Below are 22752 nucleotides of genomic sequence, written 5' to 3' on the forward strand. Positions count from 1 at the left end.
GCACCTTGTAAACTTTATGTGACACGTAGGCGAATAAATCGTCAAAAGGTAAGGGAGTCTATTTAGTTAATAGATAAAATGCTGTTCCAAGGGTATCACTGCTGATTTTAGTTACCTCCCGACTGGCGCAGAAGGAGTTCCGGATTACTGGTTAATGATTATCTTCGTAGGTTGCAAATACGTAAACCTCGGCAAATTGTTCTGAAATGAGATTTTGTTTACTCGATTGCCTACCGTTTTCTTGCCGTCGATTTAGTTTGCCATTCCTGATTGGCATGTTCTCGTTTTTGGTTTGTTCGGCCCAGACAATGAGCGGCCGACGGCTAATGATGTTCGGCCAGGCTACAGCCGGTCAGCCGGTAGATACGGTATACCTCGACGTTGATCAGGACATCGCGGTTCAGCTTATCCCTTTCGACGAATTGTATAAAGTGGCCGTAGCGAACTCTCCGCTGGTTAAATATCAGAACGAAGTGGCTAATTCGTTAAACTCAGCGTATTCGATAGCTAAGGCTCAAATTCTTCAGAACGTATCCGGTTACACAGGATACTCAACTGGTAACCAAGGTATTATTTCTACAGGTAGAGAGACCAGTAACATCAATCAGATTGCGAATGGCTATCGCGTAGGGGTAGATTTACGGGTAAGCTTGTTTGATGTATTTGGGCGTAAGCACCAAACTCGGCAGGCCTATTCGAATTATCGGGCTGCTGTTGTTCAGAAAGAAACGGTTGAGTTGCAGATCAAGCGGGAAATGAGCGACATCTATCAGGACATGATCACGGCGCAGCAGATTCTGAAAGTACTGTTAACGGATGAGCAGGCCTCCTTAACGGCTCTGCGGATTGCGGAGTCTGAAATTCAGAAAAGTAAGATAACGGCCGAAGCGTTGGCTGGGGCTACCAGCCGCTACGCACAGGCGAAAGTGACTTCTGAACAGGCGAAAGGAAATTTCATCAAGAACGTCCACCAATTCGAGATATTGGTTGGAATGCCCATTCAGCGGTTGAAACGTAATTAACAGGGTTCTATGAATATCGAGGTCTTTCAGCGTCTTCTGAAACAATACAGTTTGTGGTTCATTGTGATTCCGGTGATCACGGCGGCTACCGCCTGGTACTTTACCCGGAATCAGCCCAAGGTGTATAAATCACAGGCTACGCTCTATACGGGGCTGGCCTCGCGGTATTCATTACTCTCGGATAAAATACCGGGCTACGGCGACCGATCGGCGGGTGCGTTCGATAACCTGCTGACAACGCTGAATTCAAAGGAAACTTTGCTGCAGGTTGGCATCAGCTTACTTAGCGATCATCTGCGGCTCGAACAGCCCGATTCACTAGTACTCGCTGCGGCCGGGTTCGATAAATTGCAACAGACCGTTAACGCCGAATGGCGGCTCATGCTGCCGATCCAGGGTGATTCGACGCAGCTGCGGCTGACGCTCGATAGTCTGGTGAAAAGCCCGAACGACAACCCGATCAAAACGCTGCTGCTGAAATCGGATTCTTATTACTCCTTCGATCGGTTAAGCGCGAACCTGGTGGCAACCGCCCGGAAAAACAGCAATGACGTACTGCTGATGGAATACGAGTCGGACGATCCGGCAGTAGCCCAGCGAACGCTTCAGTACGCGATCAAATTCCTGAGTCAGCGCTATACGCTGCTGAAGACATCCGAAACAAACTCAGTAGTCGGTTATTACGAAATTAAACTGCAAAAAGCCAAAGCGGCCCTCGATCGGGCCGAAGCCAATCTCCGTGCCTTTAGTGTGAAGCATAAGGTTATGGATTTCGACGAAGAAGCTAAGAACGTAGCGTCGGCGAATGAGGTGCTCTCGAACGAATACAGTCAGGAGTTAATGCGGCAGAAAGCGGCCAAGGCGTCTTTGGATGCGTTAAACAAGCGCATGGGCCAGCAGGGCAGCGTCCGTTCCGCTAATAACGAACTGAATGCCAAACAACGTAAGCTCACCGAAGCGGAGAGCCAACTGGCCAATGCCCGGGCGTATGGCCAGCCTAAACACGTAATCAGCCGTTTACAGACTGCGGTTGCGCAGGCATCAGAGGAGTTGAAGGCTAGTGCCTTGAAGTACGATGCCACCACCGACTCGCCGGAGGCTGTTCCACCCCAGACGATGGCCAACGACCGGTTAGCTAAAGTACTCGAATACGAAGAGTCGACGGCCCGGCTGGAGCTTTACCAGAAGCGCATGAGTGAATACCAGGCGAAGCTGAACGAGTATAGCCCGCTTGGGTCGCAGCTCCGCCAGTTGAACCGGCAACTCAGCGTAGCCGAGAAAGAATATCTCGATCTGCTTCAGAACGTAGATCAGTCCCGTACGCGTCGGCAGGACGTCGCCATTGGCGGAACGCTGGAAATTATGGATGCGCCGGATTTTCCGGTTATGCCCATGCCCTCCAAACGGTTTCAATTGATAGCGATTGGGTTCGGCGTAGGCCTGTTCATTGCCTTGCTGATTACGGCGATCGGCTTCCTGATGGACAAACGGATTTACTCGCCCGACCAGGCCGAAGCCATGATCGGCTTGCCTACAGCCGCGTTTTTCCCGGTGATCAAAAAGCCTCGCGTTTTCTCGAAAGCGACTATGGCGGCCTGCGATATGTTTGAGCAACTGTTCAACACGATCAATATCGAAATCGCTCAGGTAACGGCTAAGCCGTATCCGCCCATTATTACGATGTTCAGTATTCGGTCAAAGCAGGGGAAATCCTGGGTAGCGAATCGCTTGATTGATCTGTACGTAGAAGCCGATCAGCAGGTGGCATATTGCTATCCTCGCGTCACGGGTAAAGAACAGCGGGAAGTAATGAAGGGCGTTACGTTACTGCCCTACACCATTCGGCCGGATTTTATGAACGTAACGAGTATCGATTACCTGCTCGACCATGAATATGGGTTTGATGCGACTCGCTACGATCGCATTATTCTCGAATTACCAGCACTCATCAATAATCAAATTCCGGGCTATCTGCTGAAAGGCAGTGCGCTGTCGCTGTTGGTGGTTGACGCTAATAGTTCGTGGGCACGGGCCGAAAAGCAGCTGTTGAGCCTTTTCGTACGGGTAACCAGTCAGCCTATCCTTATGATTCTGAATCGGGTAGGGGGCAACTACATTGGCAGTCCCGTTCGGATGTCATCGACCAGAAAGCCGCTGGAGCGGCCAGACTATACATTACAGGCTCAACGCAACGAGCCATAGGTTGTTGGGAGGTGACCAATCACACAAGTAGGCATCGAACACTATAAGCCGTAGCTTGTAGGGATTGACGCTTATTCCTCTCAGAAAACAAGTACCTATATGCATGTTTTCAATGGATCTGGCATAGACCAAACTCGTTTCCCGACGGGCTTCGTGCAGGAGCTTGTCGAAGCGGTTGTGCGTGAATACCCTAATCGAGTTGCCGTTAGTTACGGTGATCGCGAGCTAACGTATCGCGAGCTAAATGAACGGGCAGATCAGCTCGGTCAGGCGATTCTGCACGCGAGTCAGACGGCCGACAGCGCTTTCGTGGGCGTAAGCAGCGCCCGTAGCATCGAGATGGTGATCGGGGTACTGGCGGTGCTCAAAGCTGGAAAGGCGTATCTGCCTCTGGATCCAACTCATCCGGAGCAACGGCTTCGCCAGATCGCTACCGATTCGGGAATTCAGCTTTGCCTGGCCACGAATCAGCACAGGGCTACGTTTGAACAGGTTGGTTTAAAGATGCTTACGGCTGAAGAGAAATTCGTTAACGTCGAATCGCTTACTCCGCAGCAGGGAACAGCTGCCTATATACTATATACTTCGGGTTCGACTGGTAAGCCCAAAGGCGTGTGCATGGGACATGGTCCGCTGGTGAACCTGCTGCAATGGCAGGCGAAGCACTCGCAGGCCGGGCTCGATACGCGTACATTGCAACTGGCTCCCTTAAGTTTCGACGTATCGTTTCAGGAGATTTTTGCGACCCTGTGTACGGGCGGAACCCTAGTGTTGATTGACGAAAGCAGACGGCTCGATCCGAATGCGTTATTAACGTATATAGATGAACAGGCAGTCAACCGCCTGTTCCTTCCCTTTGTCGCGCTTCAGTTCCTGGCCGAAACGGCCGTTGCCGACCAGCATTATCCGGTGGCTCTGCGTGAGATCATGACTGCTGGTGAGCAGTTGAAAATTACGCCCCAGGTCGCGACCTTCTTTACGGCTCTTCCTGGTTGCATCCTCTATAACCAGTACGGCCCTACTGAATGCCACGTAGTGACCGAACTGAAACTGGAGGGCGACCCATCGTCGTGGCCACCGTTGCCGACCATCGGTAAACCCATTGATAACACAGTTCTCTACGTTGTTGACGATACGTTAACCATATTGCCCGACGGCGAAGTGGGTGAGTTGTGCATCAGTGGCGCTTGTCTGGCCGAAGGCTACCTGAACCAGCCCGAACTGACGAATGAGAAGTTTACCGCCCTGACCCTTCCCCAGCAGGGAACCGTTCGCATCTACCGGACCGGTGATCTGGCGCGGTACTTACCCGACGGAACCATCGAGTTTCTGGGTCGGCGCGACGACCAGGTGAAGATACGGGGCCACCGGGTTGAACTTGGCGAGATCGAAGTTGTGATCAACCAGACGACCGGCATCAAACAGGCAGTAGTTGTTGCCCGCGAAGGAGCCGATGGTCAAAAGCAGTTGGTTGCTTATCTGCTGTCCTCGACCGATGAAACCGATAGTCTGGCTCTTCGGAAGGCGGTCGAATTGCGTCTGCCGGAGTATATGATGCCCTCTGCATTCGTCTGGCTAGATGATTTTCCCCGGACGACCAGCGGCAAAGTTGATAAGAAGCGGTTACCTGCGCCCGAACGGAAGCGGTCAGACTTGGGCGGAATCTACCGGAAGCCCAAAACTGAGCTGGAAAAGACGATTGCGAGCATCTGGAGCCGACTGCTACAGCTTGACAAGGTTGGTGTCGATGACAATTTTTTTGAACTAGGTGGGAATTCATTGCTAGCCCAAAAAACAGTTGTCGACTTAAAGCAGCATCAGTACACGTTGCCCGTTACCAAACTGTATCAGTATCCAACAATAGCGGGTATTGTTCGGTATTTACAGCCTGAAACAACTGTGGCTGAGAACGTGCAGTCTCAACCAACCCGTCCGTCGGCGCATCAAACTGATGTAGCCGTGATTGGCATGAGTGGTCGTTTTCCGGGCGCTGCCACCGTCGACGAACTTTGGGAAATCTTAAAAGCGGGTAAAGAAACAACGCGTTTCTTTACCGCCGACGAACTTGACCCTAGCATACCCGACCGGATCAAAAACGACCCGTCTTACGTAAAAGCGCGGGGTGTTTTAAACGAAGTCGATCAGTTCGACGCGCAGTTTTTTGGTATACCCCCGAGCCTGGCGCAGGTCATGGATCCCCAGCAGCGCATCTTCCTGGAAATTGCCTGGGAAACGCTGGAACAGACGGGGTATCTGCCGCAGAATTACAGTGGGCGGGTTGGCGTCTTTGCGGGTTGCGGGAATAATACGTATTACCTGAACAACGTACTGGGCCATGCTGACGTGGTCGAGCAGGTTGGTCCGTTTCAGGTAATGACCTTAAACGAGAAAGATTACATTGCCTCCCGGACTGCCTACCAGCTAAACCTGAAGGGACCCGCCGTGAGTGTGTATTCCGCTTGCTCTACCTCACTGCTGGCAATAACGCAGGCCGTTCAGAGCATTCGGAGCGGTCAGTGTGAGGTAGCTCTGGCCGGTGGAGCCAGCGTTACGTCGCCAGTCAATAGCGGCCATATATATCAGGAAGGCGCGATGCTGAGCCGCGACGGGCATTGCCGATCGTTTGATGCCGACGCCCAGGGAACCGTTTTCAGCGATGGAGCCGGGGTTGTGCTGCTGAAAAGTCTGGAAGCTGCCCAGCGCGACGGCGACACGATCTACGCTGTCATTAAAGGAATTGGGGTCAACAACGATGGGGGCGGCAAAGGTAGCTTCACGGCGCCCAATGCCGACGGGCAGGCTGAGGCCATCCGGATGGCGATTGAAGACGCGGGCTTTGATCCATCGACCATCAGTTACGTAGAAGCGCACGGTACGGCTACACCGCTAGGCGACCCCATCGAAATTGAGGGCTTAAAAGCTGCGTTTGGCGATCAGGATCGTACGCAATTCTGCGCAATTGGTTCGATCAAGAGCAATATGGGCCATTTAACCCAGGCGGCTGGTGTGGCTGGATTGATTAAAACGACGCTGGCTTTATACCATAAACAGATTCCGGCGTCTATAAACTTCGACCGGCCTAATCCCGCCATCGACTTTGCCACGAGCCCGTTTTTCGTGAACACCACCCTAACCGACTGGTCGTCGCAGGCGCATACGCGACGGGCAGGGGTCAGCTCGTTCGGCGTCGGTGGAACAAACGTGCATGTGGTGTTGGAGGAAGCCGAACCGGCTGCCCAACTGGCCGAAGACGCTGGACGGCCCGTACAGCTCGTTACGTGGTCGGCGAAGTCGGTGCAAAGCCGCGATGCCTACGCGAAACGCTTAGCGAACGCACTCAATACGTCAGAGAACCTGCAACCGGCCGATATCGCTTTCACGCTCCAGACCACGCGCCCTGATTTCAAACACCGGGCCTTTGTTGTTGGGGCAACCACCGCTGAGCTACAGGATAAGCTTAACTCGGCGCGTCAAACGAATCAGACGGCGGATGGAAGCGTACCGGGCGAGGTCGTGTTCATGTTTCCTGGTCAGGGGGCGCAGTTTGTTAACATGGGGCGGGCTCTGTATCAGCATGAACCCGTCTTCCGACAGGCGGTTGATACGTGCGCCGATATGCTGAACGCGTATCTCAGCAGAGATATCCGTCAGATCCTGTATCCCGAAGTCATTGATTCGGAGGCTGAACAGCGGCTACGAAACACTCGCTACACACAACCGGCGCTGTTCGTGGTCGAATACGCCCTGGCGCAGTTGTGGATGAGTTGGGGAATTGAACCATCTGTGTTTTGCGGACATAGTATTGGCGAATTCGTCGCGGCTCATCTGGCGGGCGTCTTCAGTCTGGCCGATGCCCTGAAACTGATTGCTACTCGTGGCCGCATGGTGAGCGAATTACCCCGTGGCAGTATGCTGTCGGTACGGCTGGCGGCTGAAAAAGTCCAGACGTTGCTACCAACTGAGCTGTCAATGGCGGCCATCAACAGCCATACATTATGCGTCGTGGCGGGCCCCGACGAGCACATTGCGGACTTTGCGCGTGTGTTAGACGAACAGGAAATCCCTAATCGCCTGTTGGCGACCAGCCACGCGTTTCACTCGGTGATGATGGACCCGATTGTGGCCGAGTTTGCCACGGTTGCGGACAGTGTTACGTTAAATCGCCCGCAAAAGCCTGTTGTCTCGACGGTGAGTGGTACGTGGTTGACCGATGCTGAAGCCACCGATCCGCAGTACTGGGCTAAGCACCTGCGGGCAACAGTCCGCTTTGCCGATGCGCTCAACACAATTTTTGAACTGGATCAGCCGCTTCTTCTGGAGGTCGGTCCCGGTCATACCGGAGCAACGCTGGCCCGGCAGCAAGCCGGTACGAAGCCACCTATAATTCTGGCCGGGCTGGGCAATCACGACGATGACCTGACGGCTTATCAATCGATATTAACTACGCTGGGCCAGTTGTATCTCCACGGTATGGAACCTGACTGGAAAGGGTTCTACGCTAATCAGCGCCGAACTAAATTGCGGCTGCCTACTTACGCTTTTAACAAAAAACGCTGTTGGCTCGATCCGGTGGTGACGAAACCAGCCACGGCTGTCCAAATTACGGGTCAGCCTGTCCACACGTTGGATCATTTACCGCCTTCCGTACCCGTAACACCTATGCCAGTTATGAGAAAGACTGTATTACTAGACAAAGTCAAGGCGCTTTTAGAAGATGCATCGGGCATTGAGATGACCGACGTAAAACCCGATGAAAGTTTTCTGGAGATTGGTCTCGATTCGCTCTTGTTGACGCAGGTTGCGTTGACACTCAAAAAAGAATTTGGCCTGCCGATAACTTTCCGCCAGTTGACCAGCGACTACGCAACGCCCGAACTGCTGGCTACGTATCTCGATCGGGAACTACCTGCTGAACGGTACCAGCCTACCCCGGCACCAGCACACGTAACGCCAATGCCATCTGCGCAGCCGCTTGCTGCACCAGCTCCGGTGATGAGCTATGAAGGCACGCCGACTGCGCCGAATGATAGCGCTATCGGTCTGATTGCCCAGCAATTGCAGTTACTGGCCAAACAGGTTGCGTTGCTGCAAAGTCCTCAACAGGCACCACCGGCAATGAACCCGGGACACGTAGTGCCGGTGACAGCGCCATCTGTTGTTGCATCCACACCGCCTTCGGCTAATCAAAATCCAGTCGCTACATCGAATCTAACGGTCTCCCAGGCCGATCTGAGCCCCGAAGAGGCCGCCGAACTGAAAAAGCCGTTCGGCGCCACAGCGCGTATCGAACGGCAGGCGTCTGGCTTAACTCATAAGCAAACGGAGTTTCTCCAGCAGCTGACAACACGGTATAATCAGAAGACAAGCCGCAGTAAGGCATACGCTCAGGAACACCGTTCGCACATGGCTGATCCACGGGTTGTGTCGGGATTTCGGCCAACTACCAAAGAAATCGTGTATCCGTTAGTCGTAAATCGCTCGGCCGGGAGTCGGCTGTGGGATATTGACGGCAACGAATACATCGACGCCCTGAATGGATTTGGCTCGAATATGTTTGGCTATCAGCCCCCGATGATTAAGCAGGCGTTACACGATCAGATTGAACAAGGTTACGAAGTGGGCCCGCAGCATGGATTAGCCGGTGAGGTCAGCCAGCTGATCTGTGAACTGACCGGTGCCGATCGGGCTGCCCTGTGCAATACCGGTTCAGAAGCGGTACTGGGGACCATGCGCATCGCCCGGACCGTAACGGGCCGTTCGCTGATCGTCGCTTTTTCGGGCTCATACCACGGCATCGTGGACGAAGTGCTCGTACGGGGTACGAAAAAGCTTAAATCGTTTCCAGCCGCACCGGGTATCATGCCCGAGTCGGTGCAGAACATGCTCATTCTGGACTATGGTACTGACGAAAGTCTGGCCATCATCCGCGAACGGGCGCATGAGTTAGCCGCCGTTCTGGTTGAGCCGGTGCAGAGCCGTCGGCCCGAATTTGTACCGATCGACTTCCTGAAACAAGTTCGGGCCATAACCGCCGAATCAGGTACGGCGCTTATCTTCGATGAAGTGATTACGGGCTTCCGGATGCACCCCGGTGGTGCGCAGGCCTTGTTTGGTATCAAAGCCGATCTGGGCTCGTACGGGAAAGTGGTCGGTGCGGGTTTACCAATCGGGGTTATCGCCGGCAAGCGCGAGTTTATGGATGCACTCGACGGTGGTTTCTGGCAATACGGCGACAGCTCTATTCCTGAAGTCGGTGTTACGTACTTCGCCGGTACATTCGTGCGTCATCCGCTGGCGTTGGCGGCTGCCAAAGCTTCCCTGCAATACATGAAAGACCAGGGACCTCAGTTGCAACAGGAGCTGACCCGTAAAACAAAACGGCTCGCCGATGCCATCAATACGGTGCTAAACCACCGGCAGCTTCCCATGTTTGCGGCTCAGTTTGGTTCCCTTTGGAAAATAAAATTCAAAGAAGACGTCCCTTATGGAGAGTTACTGTTTACGCTAATGCGTGAAAAAGGTATTCATATCTGGGATGGATTCCCGTGTTTCATTACGGAAGCGCATACTAATCCGGAAATAGATTTAATAATTAGTAAATTTACTGATAGTTTAGATGAGCTAATCGAAGCCGGTTTCTTACAGGGCACTCCAGCGGCCGACATTAAAAGCAAATTAAATGGCTTAACTTTTGCTGGAAATACCCCACCGGCTCCTGGTGCCCGGCTAGGTCGTGATCAGAATGGAAATCCAGCCTGGTTCATGCCTAACCCCGATCAGCCCGGTAAATACATGCAAGTAGAATTAAACTGATGCCTGAATGGTGGCAAGCTCTACCAACGTAAATCTGATTGCCGTTGATTTCGACCCGTTTTCGGGACCGGAGATTGTGCATTTGGCACCCTCTGCCGAGCCTCAACTCGAAATATGGACTGCCTGCCAGTTTGGGGGAGATGACGCCAATCGAGCTTACAACGAATCTGTATCGCTCCGCTTTGCCGGACGTATTAATACATCCGCGCTGGAACGGGCGTTGGCGGAACTCGTAAACCGCCACGAAGCCCTCCGTTCCGCGTTCAGTGCCGATGGTCGTCAAATCTGCGTATTTCAGAACGTACCAGTTCGGCTAGCCTACCAGGACTGCTCCGCAAAAAGTGGAACAGAACAGGAACAGATTGTTCGGCATTACGTAAAACAGGATGCGCTGCATGTATTCGATTTAATTAACGGGCCGCTGTTTAAAGCAGGCCTTATCAAGTTATCGGATAGCCACTATCATTTCACATTGACAGCCCACCACATCGTCTGCGATGGCTGGTCGTTGGGGGTGCTGTTACAGGATTTAAGTGCCTTATATTCGGCTTACGCGCAGGGGACCACGCCCCATTTGCCACCCGCGCCCCTGTATAGCCAGTATGCACTCGATGAGCTGGCGTTTACGGAAAGCAAAGAGTACCGGCAAATCGAGCAGTTCTGGGTTGATCAATATACGGGAACTGTACCCGTTCTGGATTTACCGACCGATTTTCCGCGGCCATCCGTCCGGACGTACGCGAGCAGCCGACTCGATTTCCCAATCGACGATGCGCTGGTGCTGGCGGTTCGGAAAATGGGCATTAAAGCAGGCTGTAGCTTCGTCACGACGTTGATGACGGCCTTTGAGGTATTGCTCCATAAGCTGACTGGTCAGGACGATGTTGTGCTGGGGCTGCCGAGTGCTGGCCAATCGGCTACGAACAATCCGGGATTGGTTGGACACTGCGTCAATCTGCTTCCGTTACGTAGTCATATCAGTAACGAACAGTCGTTTGTTGATTTGCTGAAAGTCCGGAAAAACCAGTTTCTGGATGCGCTGGAGCATCAACGGTTAACGTTTGGGCATTTACTAAAGAAGATTGCCATCGGACGCGATCCGTCGCGGATGCCGCTTGTGCCGGTTATCTTCAACGTCGATATTGGGCTGGATAACGGGGTTTCGTTCTATGACCTTACGTATCAATTAATCAGCAATCCCCGGTCGTTCGAGAATTTTGAACTGTCCCTGAATGCGTCCGGTTCGGAGCAGTCGATGGTACTGGAGTGCTCCTACAACACCCAGTTGTTTACCGCCCAGACGGTGGACCGGATGATGACCGAGTTTGTTGCCTTACTCGAAACCGTCGTTGCTAATCCGGCTGTACAAATTGAACAGATTCGGCTAGGCGATCGGCACGAGTTAAGCCGGAAGCTGGCTCACTGGAACAATACGGCAGCCTCGTACCCGCACGATACTTCCTTGTCGGTATTGCTGACTCAGACGGCTGCCGCCTATCCCGAAAAAACGGCTTTATCTGTTCATGGAAAGTCGCTTACCTATCAGGAACTTGACCAGAAAGCCAACCAGGTCGCGCATCGTATTCAGCAGCAGGGAATCGGCGTGGGCGATGTGGTCGGCGTCAGTTTAGATCGATCTCCCGAATTGATTGTTACGTTGCTGGCCATCCTGAAAGCGGGCGCTGCGTACGTTCCCATCGATCCGGCCTATCCGCAGGACCGCATTGCGTTTATGCTGGCTGACTCGGCGGCCGGTATGCTTATTACGTCCCGCCGGTATGCGGGTCGGCTTACCCATCGGGCTAAAGAAGTGCTGATTGAGGCCGTATTGGCGGATGCGGGTGAGTTGTCGACTGAGGCCCCGGCTGTCACGGCTTCCGGCCACGACCTGGCGTATATTCTGTATACATCGGGATCGACGGGTAAGCCCAAGGGCGTACTGATTGAACACCGGAATCTGGTCAATTTGCTGTATAGCATGATCGCCTGGCCCGGTATTACTAACGATGACGTCTTACTGGGCGTAACGACCATTTCGTTCGATATTGCCGGATTAGAACTATTTCTTCCGTTGCTGGTTGGCGCTAAGCTCGTGCTGGCCGACGCGGAAACGGCTAAAGACGGCCGTGCTCTACTGGATATTCTGCGTGAAGGCGAGGTCACCATTATGCAGGCCACACCGGTTACGTGGAAGATGATGCTAACAGCCGGTTGGGAAGAACAGTTGCCCGTGAAGGTGCTGTGCTGTGGTGAACCGATGTCGCTCGATCTGGCTCAGAAGCTTACGGCACGCTGCGGTACGCTTTGGAACATGTACGGGCCCACCGAAACGACCATTTACTCGACCGGAAAGCAGATTCTGCCTACCGATGAGATTATTACGATTGGTCGACCGATCAACAATACCCAGATTTACATACTCGACGAGCAGCTAAACGTAGTGCCGGAGGGTATCGTTGGTGAGATTTATATTGCTGGCGATGGTGTTGCCAGAGGCTATCTGAATCGTCCGGAACTGAATCGGGAGAAGTTCGTTCGCAACCCGTTCGATCGCTCGGGTTCGGGGATGATGTACCGTACGGGTGATCTGGGTAAATTCATGGCCGATGGCGAAATCTATTGCCTGGGCCGGGTTGATCACCAGATCAAAATCAGAGGTTATCGGGTTGAGCCCGGGGAGGTCGAACAGGCATTATTAAAGCAGGAGGGTGTTAAAGAAGTGCTCGTCATTGCGCGGGAAGATCGCCCGGGCGACCAGCGGCTAACGGCGTACGTAGTCGGCCAGACGCCCGTTACCGATGAGGCTTTTGCCAAAGCTGTGCTGACATGGCGACCCAAGTTGCAGGAGGTCTTGCCCGACTATATGGTACCCGCCGACTTCGTGAACATGGCGCAGTTACCGGTTACGCCAAACGGAAAGGTTGACCGCAATGCCCTACCAAAACCGGCGGCACTGATACGCTCTGAAGAACGTAACGCTTCGGAACCGGTTACGGACGCAGAAAAGCTAATTGCTGCGATCTGGGCCGATGCCTTAGGCATTAGTAAAGTGAGCATCCACGACGACTTCTTTGAGTTGGGTGGGCACTCGATGATTGCCGTTCAGGTCATGACACGACTTGAGAAGGAAACGGGAAAACGGCTGCCTTTATCGACGCTGATGACGTACTCCACCATTGAGAAATTAGCGAAGCTGGTGCAGGACGAGAAACCGCCAACCCGCTGGAAGTCGCTGGTGCCGATCAAGCCGCAGGGCAGCAAAGCTCCGATTTATATTATACACGGTATCGGACTAAACTTGCTGAACTTCAATAGTTTGGTAGCATATATGGACGCCGAGCAACCGATATATGGGTTGCAGGCCCGCGGGCTGGATGGTATAGAAGAGCCACTCGACAACATGGAAGCCATTGCGGCCTGTTACGTTGCCGAAGTGCTGGAGCAGAATCCAACGGGTCCGTATGCCATTGCAGGCTACTCGTTTGGGGGGTACGTTGCCCTTGAGATGGCCCGTCAACTGAAAGACATGGGTAAGGAGGTGAAATTACTGGCAATGTTTGATACCAACGCGCAGGAGTCGACGACCCGTTACTCGCTGCCGGTTCGGATCGGCCGTAAGATCATTCGCCAGTTCCCGAAGTCAATCTGGATTGCCAAATCGTTTATTCAGGACCCTACCACCACTGCCAAATACCAGTGGCAGTTTCTGGAGCGCCACGTCCGGAGCTTCCTCGGCTTAACGGGCTTACACACCGAAACGCAGCCTGACGAAGGGCTGGCCGCGCTGGATCGCATTATTGAGAAGCACGAAATTGCCTATCAGAACTACGTAATGAAGCCCTACGATGGCGTAGTAGATCTGTTCAAGGCGAAGGTGCGTATCTATTTTGTAGAGGATAACAAATACCTGGGCTGGCGGAAATATGCCTTAAAAGGCGTACGCGTACACGAAGTACCCGGCGACCATGAGATGATGCTGCTGCCGCCTAACGATAAAGTGTTTGCCCAGGCGCTGCAACAGGCACTGGATAAGTCCTGACCGAGTAATGAGAGGGGGAGCCAATGAAAGCCTACTGATCAGCTTTATAACAAAGCTTGTCGGTAGGCTTTCAGTTCATTGAAGGAAAGCTTGTACATCAGCGTCAGCAGGGCATAGGTGATCCCGCCGAGTGCCACTTCAAACAACGTATTGAGCAGTCCCGTATACCCGATAAATGTCTTGTACACGAAGACGACGGCGACCATAATCAGGCAGAACAGAACCGGTTTGACGATGTTTCGGAGGAAATCGCGCATGAAGTTGCCCACCAGATAGTGAACAATCACAAAATTAGCCAGCAGGTTGAACAGGGTAGTCAGCAGAAAAGCGACGGCAATGCCCGTAACGTGCCAGTACGTACCGAGCCAGTACACCAGTGGAATCTTGACCAGTAGCGTCCCCAGATTCAGGTAGAACAGCAGATTGGGCTTGCCTTTGGTAAACGCCAGCGTAAACAACGGATGGCTCAGGCAACTGAAAATACCCACAAAAACAAAAATCCGGATTAGCTCGATGGTTTGTTCCCAACCCGGCCCGTACACCAGTGGAACGACACTATCGGCGGTAATGAACAAACCGGCTAACAACGGCAGATTGCAGTAACTAATGAAATCGAGAATCTTCAGATACGCTTTCTGCAGGCCCGCCGTATTGTTTTTCATCTTCGCCAATATCGGATACGCTACCTGTAAAATGATCGGATTCAGTTTAGTTGTTGGATACACCGCTAACTGATACGCGATTGTGTAGTAGCCAAGCAGTTTTACGCCCAGCATACCCCCAATAAAAATGTTGTCGGCGTTCGAGTGGACGAAGCCAATCAGGCCATCGCCCAGGTTGAAGATACCGAACCGCAGATGTTCCTTCGCTTCGCGCAGATTGAAGTACGCGACTGGGAAAAAGAATTTAAAGCCAAAAACGATTTGTAAAATGGTCTTGACCGTCTGCATCGTCAACGAGCCGATAATCAGCGCCAGTTCATGATAATTGCCATACGCCAGTGTGATCGTGGTTGCCGAGCCGATCACCGTACCAACGATGTCGATAATGGCTACCGATTTAAACTTAAGTTCTTTCTCGAGGAGAAACAGATACAACTGACCGAAATAAGCAATGAGAAAGTAATACGAAGACAGATTGAGTACACCCGCTAGCTTGGGTTCGTGGTAGAATGAGATAATGTATGGGCTGCTGATATGAATGGCAGCATACATGAAAAAGCCCACCAGCAGATTCAGGAAATAAAGCGTTGACAAGACTTTTCGGTCGCTCTCCTGCTTGTAAATAATGGAGTTGGAAAACCCCAGGTTCGAGAAAATCTGAAAAAAAGCAATGATCAGGTTACTGATGCTGACGATCCCGAAATCCGTAGGACTTAGCAGTCGGGCCAGAATAGCGACCTGGACAAATTGAAACAAAGTTGATACAACGCTGGCCGCTGTAATCCACTTTCCTCCATTCATTGCTTTACTTGTGTTACTCATGCAGGTCCGCTATTGATACGTTCGTTGTTGATGGGAGACGCCTGATCTTAATGCGCCCGAATGATTTTCTTGGCAACTCGTGACTCGCCCTGGCGAACTTCGAGTACATACAGCCCGTAGGGAAGGGTGCTGATATCGACGCGCTCGGAGAAGACCCGATTTGTCTTCGCCAGCTTTACCTGTTTAATCCGTTGGCCTGAGTTGCTAAAAACCGTTACGTCCACCGTGTCCATGCTACCATTTTCCAGGGTAAGTTCAACGTATTCGGCCGCAGGGGTAGGGTAGACACGGAGCGAGTTGAGCAGATTGCTGGCTTCACTGCCGTTCGTAGAGGATAAGAGGGCAAACAAGGGTGTTTCGGTGACAGTCAGCGGAATGGTTCCAGTTAGACTCACTTTTGTGGTTCTGGTCATTACGTCCGAGCCAATTGTGGGTGAATACAATTTGACCGTATCTCCTTTCGGGACCGACAAATTATACGTACCCGCCCGGCCCTGCTCATCGGGAATCAGCAAGACGTAGGCCGAGCGGCCATCCAGTTCATACCGGTCGACGACTGGATCGCTGTTGATGGTTTCTTTGTACCGATAATCACCGATTAGCTTCCGGGCCTGAATCAAATAATCGGCGGCCGGTTTGCGAGTTTTATTGTCGTTGATCAGCCCCATCGAGCTGAACTGTACCGGATTCTGGATGTTGTCGTCGTACAATTGATAAAAATACAGCCGGTCGATGCCTACCCGCGTGTACAGCAAAGCGGTACGTAACGTCCAGTCAGCCTGCGTTTCCAGGGCCGATTTGCGACCAATCGGAATGGCTCGGATAGGGCTTCCCTGGTTAATGTCATAGCCTGCTTCGGTAATCCAGACTGGCATGTCGTTGGCGTACTGGTGCGCGATGTCGACAAAGGCAGCTGCGCGTTTGCCAACTTCGGCTACTTCCGGTGCGGCACCCCGCTCGGAGTCGCCATCCTGCGACAGCTTGGTATCAGTAGCGTACAGGTGCTGATTAATAATATCCCAACAGAGATTGATCTGCCCGTTGGGCTTATAGCCTCTAAATTCGCGGCACCAGTCAATCATGGCTCTCAAATAATCGGTGGTCGAAGCTGCGAGGCCGCCGATAGCGACCTGAACGGAGGGGTCGGCATTTTTAACCCCGACGCCGGGTCCAAGCGTGTTTTTATGCCCATCGTAGAAGGCCGATAGGTTGGCCGCGTACTCACGGGCCGTCTGGTACGCTTTACGTCCCTTCCAGGTTTTATCCCGCTCGTTTTCGCACTCGATGTAGTGAATCAGGTCCATCCCAATCTTCACGGTATTGGTACCGGCCCAGGTCGTAATGGGGCTTACTTTAACCAGCGAAGGATCGACATTTTTGTTGCTGCCGTACCGGGCAATGTATTGAAATCCCACTTTAGCCTGCGCGATGTAAGAAGCCGGTGACGACAGGTCGCTGCCGTAAGGGGCCGGTACGTTTTCACCATCGCGTTCGTCAGGCGGATACGTCTCCTGTAGCCACTTCGGAATCGTTTTCAGACAGGCAAGTACTTCGATACCTTCGGCTTTGAGCCGTTCATACATGACATCGTAGTGCCAGCTACCGTTCAACGTCGGGTTGTACGTATAGTGCCCTTCCTGCTCTTCGAGCTTTTCCCAATCCATGTAGTGCCGGATAGCAAAAAATCCCTGCAGTGCTTTGATGCGGGCTTCGTCGACCTGCCAGGGTGAGAGGCCGTCTTCGACGTTCCATTCGAAAGCGTTTGCCCCGATGGACTGCCGGAACGGAGTCGATCGAACGGGGGTAGGCGTTGGTGCCTTTCCGGGCTGGTAGGTGCCGTACAACTCCATTTCGGATGGATACGCGCCGGAGGTGTTAATGACCAGATAACGGGCGTTCGACACGGGTGCTTTCAAAGCAAACTCCGTAAGGTTATCCGGATCGGGGCCCACCCAGTTGTTATACGTAGTACCGACAAAACTGGCGATCGGAATGCGTTCCCACTTATCAGTGATAATAGACAAGGTCATGGGCGCATCCTCGTTGGTGCCTTCGCTATCGTAGAACCGAATCCGCTCAATGGTCATCTTTTCGCCCTCGAGCAACGGGTAATACGCGTCATAGTTCTCCACCAGTTTGCTCCAGCCCGTCCGGACCGGTACGTCGGTGATCCCGTCGAAGAGTCCTTCCAGCCCATTACTGACGTTATTGACCTGATACCAACGGCTCGGTACAATTGGAATTTTTCCGCTTTCCAGCGCCGACGCTGATGTTACCATCCGTGAGCGGATTGGCAGTGGACTACATTCTTCGGCATTGGCGAACAGCAGAAGGGTACCAAACGCTATGGTCAGCGTCAGGATCGACTTTCGGAGTCGGGAATTAGAGGAAGAGGTCAGCATAGCCAGTAATGGATTAGCGTAAAAGCATAACGGTGCCCGTCTGAACGTACTGTTTCACTACGTTCGAGGGGTCGGTAAGTTGATAAGTAATGGCCCAGGAATACTTTCCGGTTGGACAGGGCACACCCGCGTAATCTCCGTTCCAGTGGTTAGTGAGGGCATCGCTGTTGAACACAACATTGCCCCACCGATCAAACACCCTCAGGTTGAAGGAAACCGCCCCGCCTAACCGAACCACCAGATTGTCGTTCATACCGTCGCTGTTTGGCGTGAAGGCATCCGGTACGTAAACCGGGGTTGGTGGACAAACTTCGCACTGCTTGAGCTGGAAATCATCAAGGGCCAGGTCGTTTCCACAGCCGCCGTCACCCTGTTTATTAATCAGCTTAACCACTACTTCTTCGGTTGTGATCGGTGCGGTGAACAGGGTGGCAAACTGTCGCCATTGTGGCGCATCCGTTTCGGGAATCGAGCCGATGTCAATCGTTTGTAGAACCTGCCCACTTACGGTTTCGATGCTGATGGATAGCTTCGGAATAAGCGGGTACGTACACACGCCTTTTTTTAACAAATTGACGCCCCATACCGAAAATTCGTAGGTCGTACCGGGGCATAATCCAATGATTGGCTGCCGATAAAACTCACCCGACTCCCGCGAACCATTAATAATGAGCATGTTTCCGTCAACGTCGTTCGGGGTGTGGTCTTCGGGCAGGTTGTGCCATAAGAACCCGAAGCAACTTCCGTCAACGGCGCTCGCTACGGTGTATTCCCCATCCTCCGGGCAATTGGCCGATACGTATTGATACGAAGTCAGACCCGTTAGCGACGGTTTCGAATTGCCGCGGCCGAATGACTGATTAATGGTTAGCGCGCTTGATAAGGAGGGGCAGGTTTGAGCGGAAACAGGCCTGCCAGTAGCACACAAACACCCTATAATAAGTAGTGAAATTAACCGTAATGCTTGACGCAGCCGTAACATAGCATCCTCTAAAAAAGCCCTCTACTGTGGGGGCTCTTGTTGATAGTTAAGACTATAACTTATCGGTTAAGTCACGGGCTTATCGGATTAATCTATTAATAATTTAATATTTTTGGTCACAAAGTAATAATTTAACGTTGTCATCATCTTACCAGACCAGCATGGAGTATGCGTCTGTCCGTTGTCGTACGCTTACTGACTTCGTGTGGCACGACCAGGCTGCCTGCTTTCCTTCGGCCGAGTTCGCCGTTTTTCGGTTACAGATCCCCGATTTCGCGCAACCGCCCTCGCCTGCGTATGATGTATTGTCGGCGGACGAATGGCAGCGGGCACGCCGGTACCGCCGAACTGAGGACCACTGCCGGTTCGTGTATGCCAGAGCCTTACTGCGCGTCCTGCTAGGTACGTATACGGGGCTGCATCCTGGCGCTATCCGCCTGGCCGAGGGAGCTAACAAAAAGCCTTACCTGCCGAACTATCCTGCTTTGCATTTTAACGTATCACACTCTGGCTGCTGGGTTCTTATCGCTGTGGGAGCGGCCAACGTGGGCATTGATGTAGAATACATAAAAGCTGATTTTCCCATTGGAGACGTAATGGCGCACAGCTTTACGGCTGACGAACGGGCGTATATTGAAGCCAGCGAAGTCCCCCAAGACCGATTCTGCCAGCTATGGACCCGAAAAGAGGCACTGGTAAAAGCAACCGCCAAAGGGCTGGACGATGATTTCGTTCAGATACCGGCGCTGGATGGCGTCCATCAGGTTGCGAGTACGTTGCTCAGCGCCGAAGGCAACTGGCAGGTGGCCGGGTTTACCGTGGCAGAGCAGTACCTGGGGGCCGTTGCTTATAACGCTACGTGGCCCGACCCTAAGTTTTATACGGTTGCGTCTTCCATTTTCTGACCAATCGATTGATCTGGTCACGTGGAGCCCTATGGTTAATCGGCCTAAGCAGTGCAGGATAGCTCTTTCTTTCGATCGAACCCGGCTGCTATCTTATAACCCTACCCAATTGATCAACCGCTTTACCAGAAGACAAGTTTATACCAAGCTCCTCACAAAGCTGTGCTGCTGAATCCATTAATTCATCGATCGCCTTGCGCAGCACCGGCGTAAGCGGCTCAACCTGTCGGCGGGTGTAGAGCGAAATCGGAACACCTCGCTTTTGCAGGCTGTATTTAGCGATGGTTGGATAAGCCGTATGCACTAAATCCATGCATTCCGTAAAGAACCGCTGCAACCGCATAACCTCTTCCTGGTGGGCCGGTTGATGGACGTGGGCGCATACCCAACTGATTAGTTCGGGAAAGATATTCCCCTGAATACAGGAGAGACCCGCAGCCCCGGCTTGCAGCGACGATACGGCATTAACCAAGTACGCGTCGTACAAACCAAACGTGTAGCCCTTGGCTGCCTCCAGTCGGCGGGCCACTTCATCGGCATCTAAACTCGTATCCTTGAGGTAAATCAGTCGCTTAGTCGGTAGTAATTCAGTCAGGATCGCACTAGTAATGAGCCGCTTGTAGGGCACTGGACACTCATAGATTCCAACCGGTATGTTTTCGGTCAAATCCAGAAGCCGGTGAAATCGTTCGAGTAAAACTGCGTCACTCTCGTCCTGGCGGACCAACTGATTGGTTGTAATGATCACGGCCTGGATTCCCGTATCGTAGATGCGCTTTATAAAGTCCGCCTGTTGGTCAGTTGTTCCTTGAAAGGTGCCAGTAGCTACGACTGGGGCCCGGCCTGCCACCTGCCTGACCACTTGCTGCGTGACGGCCAGCCGTTCGGCTTCAGTCAGTTCATACATTTCGCTGGACAAACAGTTAGCAAATAAACCGGCCGCTCCGGTTTCCAAATAGAAATCGGTTAGGTGAGATAATCCTTTCCAGTCAACGGCCCCATCGTCGCAAAACGGAGTCAGCATAACGGGAATAAATCCACGGGGCAAGGCGTGGTCAGACGAAATAGGCAAGGGGAAAGAATGAGGCATAGTTATAGCAGATAAGGCTTTAACGGGTTACGGCTGATGGCAGACTGTCAACAGCGTTAGGTAGTTTCGGACTTTGCGGACGGAGCTTGCTCAGGAAAAGCCCAACTAAAAAGATCGTCAGGGTGCCGACAACCATGATCATGTTCGAATGAAAAGGGCTTTGGAATGCTTTTAGATCATTGGGTAGCCGGTTTGAGAAGGTCATCCAGATAATAACCAGCACCCCAATTATCGTTGCGGTAAGTGCCTGTGTATTGCCCGCAGTTTTTGAAATGAGGCCGAGCAGAAACAATCCCAGCATACCCCCGGCAAAGATGCCCGACAGGAGCCACCAGCTATCCAATACGCTCTTGATGCCAATCATAGCGATCCCCGTCAGCATCCCCAAAACGCCGAAACCGGTGGTAGCGATATAGAGCAGTCGCAACGACTGTTTTGAACTTAACTCAGAGGTAACGTATCGCTGGTAAATATCCGCTGAAAAAACGGTAGCCGAAGCATTCATTCCCGAACTGATGGTGCTCATAGCGGCCGACATAATGGCGGCTACAATCAGGCCAACTAAGCCAACGGGGACTTTGTTGACCATAAAATGAGGCATGATTTTGTCGCCTACATCAGCTAGGCTCAGGCTATTGGCTACCTGCCGAAGGGCAGATAAGTTTCCGTTTGGCAAGCGTTCGGCGGCTACCTGCATCCGAACGGCATTGAGCAGTTCGGGATTGTTCTGGTAATACACGTACAGGCTTGACCCGAGAAAAAAGAACAGGAGCGAAATTGGTACGTAGAGGTAGACGCACAGCCAAACCGACTGGTTTGCTTCCCGAATAGATCCTGTGGAATGATAGCGCTGAACATAATTCTGATCCATACCAAAGTTATTGAGGTTCATAAAGAAGCCATACAATAACACCACCCAGAACGTGGGACCAGAGAAATCGGGAGCAAAACTGCCAAGACTAAACTTGTCGTTGGCATGACCAACGGACAGCACCTGGCCTAACCCTCCGGGTAAACCATTGATCACCAACCAAAGTATAATAACCGCTCCGCCTGTTTTGATTACCCCCTGAACCACCTCGGTCCAGATGACAGCTTCGATACCGCCCAGTACCGTGTAGAGAATAATACAACTGCCTACAACGAGCATGACCGTTTCCATCGAGTAACCCGTCAGCGCCTGCAGGCTTAGGGCTATACCGAAAAAAATGGACCCCATCCGGGCCAGTTGAGTAAGCAGAAAACAACATACGGCGTAAGTTCTGGCCCAGGGCCCAAACCGATGCTCTAAATGGGAGTAGGCTGATACCTCGCCTGAGTGCCGGTAAAAAGGCACAAAAAAGCGAGTAGCAACCCAGGCCGCTAAGGGCATTGACAGGCTAAAAACGAACGAATTCCAGTTTGATCCGAACGCCTTGCCGGGTACTCCCAAAAACGTATTGCTGCTCAGGAAGGTAGCATAAATGGACATGCCGATGGCCCAGCCCGGAATCCGTCCTGCTGCGGTCGTGAATTGATCGGCATTGGCCGTCTTACGGGAAAAATAGACGCCTACAGCTACCATACTCCCCAGGTAAAACAGAATAATGATCAGGTCTAGAAGAGGTAAGGTTTTCATTAGGGTAGTACTAAGTCAGAGAACCATTTAAAAGCAACGCCATGTTAATCCACGCCATGAAAGACCGATTCGTAGAAATCGATTGGGTTTAGGAAGACTAACACATAATTGTCTTATGACCCTCGATTTGTTAGAAAACTAATAGTTTATTTAATTTTCCTGGTAAAATTAGATCAGGAGTTATTACCTCTTATA

10 protein-coding genes are annotated in these 22752 nt (G+C 52.3%); 5 read left to right on the plus strand and 5 right to left on the minus strand.

The window, feature by feature from the left end; translation table 11 throughout:
- Window positions 1-275: 275 nt before the first annotated feature.
- The 4 genes from ACYVIY_RS00405 to ACYVIY_RS00420 all read left to right on the plus strand — a co-directional run bounded on the left by ACYVIY_RS00405 (window position 276) and on the right by ACYVIY_RS00420 (window position 14076).
- A complete protein-coding gene (locus tag ACYVIY_RS00405) occupies window positions 276-1022 on the plus strand; it encodes a TolC family protein (protein ID WP_460974262.1) in 747 nt (248 codons plus the stop codon).
- A gap of 9 nt (window positions 1023-1031) precedes the next feature.
- Window positions 1032-3224: a GumC family protein gene (locus ACYVIY_RS00410; RefSeq protein WP_460974263.1), complete on the plus strand. Its 2193-nt coding sequence runs from the start codon at window positions 1032-1034 to the stop codon at window positions 3222-3224.
- A gap of 99 nt (window positions 3225-3323) precedes the next feature.
- Window positions 3324-10037 carry an amino acid adenylation domain-containing protein gene (locus ACYVIY_RS00415; protein WP_460974264.1) on the plus strand — a complete coding sequence of 2238 codons (6714 nt, stop codon included), beginning with the start codon at window positions 3324-3326 and terminating at the stop codon, window positions 10035-10037.
- A gap of 7 nt (window positions 10038-10044) precedes the next feature.
- Entirely contained in the window at window positions 10045-14076 is a 4032-nt protein-coding gene (locus ACYVIY_RS00420; protein WP_460974265.1) for a non-ribosomal peptide synthetase, read from the plus strand.
- A 44-nt stretch (window positions 14077-14120) separates the two neighbouring features.
- Here the strand turns inward: ACYVIY_RS00420 and ACYVIY_RS00425 are convergent, their stop codons facing one another.
- Genes ACYVIY_RS00425 through ACYVIY_RS00435 form a run of 3 tightly spaced genes read right to left on the minus strand, consistent with a single transcriptional unit; the run spans window position 14121 to window position 18944 of the window.
- Window positions 14121-15560, minus strand: coding sequence for an MOP flippase family protein (locus ACYVIY_RS00425; RefSeq protein WP_460974266.1), 1440 nt, complete (start codon window positions 15558-15560; stop codon window positions 14121-14123).
- Between the two features lie 47 nt (window positions 15561-15607).
- Window positions 15608-17962: a T9SS type A sorting domain-containing protein gene (locus ACYVIY_RS00430; protein ID WP_460974267.1), complete on the minus strand. Its 2355-nt coding sequence runs from the start codon at window positions 17960-17962 to the stop codon at window positions 15608-15610.
- A gap of 13 nt (window positions 17963-17975) precedes the next feature.
- Window positions 17976-18944: a gliding motility-associated C-terminal domain-containing protein gene (locus ACYVIY_RS00435; RefSeq protein WP_460974268.1), complete on the minus strand. Its 969-nt coding sequence runs from the start codon at window positions 18942-18944 to the stop codon at window positions 17976-17978.
- 161 nt (window positions 18945-19105) lie between these two features.
- On the opposite strand from ACYVIY_RS00435, the gene ACYVIY_RS00440 reads away from it, so the two are divergent.
- The gene (locus ACYVIY_RS00440) at window positions 19106-19849 is read left to right on the plus strand and encodes a 4'-phosphopantetheinyl transferase family protein (protein ID WP_460974269.1); all 744 of its coding nucleotides are present in this window, start codon (window positions 19106-19108) and stop codon (window positions 19847-19849) included.
- An 88-nt stretch (window positions 19850-19937) separates the two neighbouring features.
- Here the strand turns inward: ACYVIY_RS00440 and ACYVIY_RS00445 are convergent, their stop codons facing one another.
- A complete protein-coding gene (locus ACYVIY_RS00445; RefSeq protein ID WP_460974270.1) occupies window positions 19938-20939 on the minus strand; it encodes a dihydrodipicolinate synthase family protein in 1002 nt (333 codons plus the stop codon).
- Window positions 20940-20958: 19 nt separating this feature from the next.
- Window positions 20959-22557 carry a sodium:solute symporter family protein gene (locus ACYVIY_RS00450; protein ID WP_460974271.1) on the minus strand — a complete coding sequence of 533 codons (1599 nt, stop codon included), beginning with the start codon at window positions 22555-22557 and terminating at the stop codon, window positions 20959-20961.
- Window positions 22558-22752 lie beyond the last annotated feature (195 nt).

This window comes from Spirosoma knui (genome assembly GCF_054780635.1).